This window comes from Mesorhizobium sp. P5_C1 (assembly GCF_054049815.1).
Genome location: NZ_JBFULQ010001066.1, coordinates 1 through 1083 on the forward strand (window position 1 = coordinate 1; position 1083 = coordinate 1083).

Here is a 1083-nt window from a genome sequence, read left to right on the forward strand (position 1 = left end):
AGCCACTGCTGCTTGGTGGTTGAAGGGCTCCTGCGGCGATACAGCACTTTGAGCAACGGCACTGTGCAAACACTCTCAATTCACGTCCCCGGCGATATACCTGATCTGCAAGGCCTGCACCTTCGAACCATGGATCACACACTCGCGTCGATCGGTAGAAGCAAGGTTGCCCTCATTGCGCACCGCGACATCCTCGAGGTTCTCCGCAAATCACCTCGCCTGGGAAATCTGTTTTGGCGTGAAAGTTTAGTTGATGCAGCCGTTGCGCGCGCGTGGGTCAAGGTGTTGGGGGGGCATGACGCGTTAGGCAGGTTCGCCCACCTCGCCTGTGAGCTTTATGCGCGCATGGAGGTTATGGGACTGGTAAGAGACAATGGTTATCCCTTGCCACTAACTCAAGTTCAGCTCGGCGAGACTATCGGGGCGAGCGTTGTTCACGTAAATCGTATTTTGAAGAAGTTGCGCGCTGACCGCTTTGTAGAGCACAAAGACGGACGGTTGCTCATTCTGAACTGGGACGGGTTAAGCGAGGCGGCAGACTTCGATCCCGGGTACCTAAATCTGCGAGAGGCGCTCTATTTGGATTTAACGCCAGCGGCTGGTGGTTAGCCGACTCTGTTCATTCATCCCAGAAATCCTGCAGCGAGGCGCCTCGCCACGTAGGTGCTTCACGCGACCGATAATGCCCGGCTTAACCCATTGCGTCGCCAGCCGCTTCATGCCCTCCGGCGGCGGCCCGGCGTGTTCCTGGACACGCTTCCACAGCCGGTCTCGGATGGCGCCGCGCGAGTTGATGAAGGCCGAACCGACATATCGCCCCGTCACACGATCAGCCATCAGCGCGAAGGCCGGCTTGCCTGTGGCGCGACGGACAACAGCTCAAGGGAAAACTCGGAGCGGTCATCGTCAACGGCGCCAACGATAGAGCAGGTTTGGCGCGACGCCACGTCGTCGGGCAACAGACGAAACCGTCTCGCCCGGGAGAAAGCTCTCCTCGATGATCTGAAGCTTCTGTTCGGTCGACCAGCGTCGGCGGCCTCACCGGTGATCAGTTCGATCCGTCGATAATCGTCAGCCATAGCC

1 protein-coding gene and 1 pseudogene are annotated in these 1083 nt (G+C 58.7%); one reads left to right on the forward strand and one right to left on the reverse strand.

All coding sequences use genetic code 11. The features are described from left to right. Positions 1-609: Crp/Fnr family transcriptional regulator (locus tag ACXJ7R_RS33915; protein ID WP_457155604.1), on the forward strand; the 609-nt coding region annotated here is incomplete at its 5' end. A 300-nt stretch (positions 610-909) separates the two neighbouring features. On the opposite strand, the pseudogene ACXJ7R_RS33920 reads toward ACXJ7R_RS33915, so the two are convergent. After that, positions 910-1038: pseudogene (locus ACXJ7R_RS33920) on the reverse strand (transposase); the annotation flags it as partial. Positions 1039-1083 lie beyond the last annotated feature (45 nt).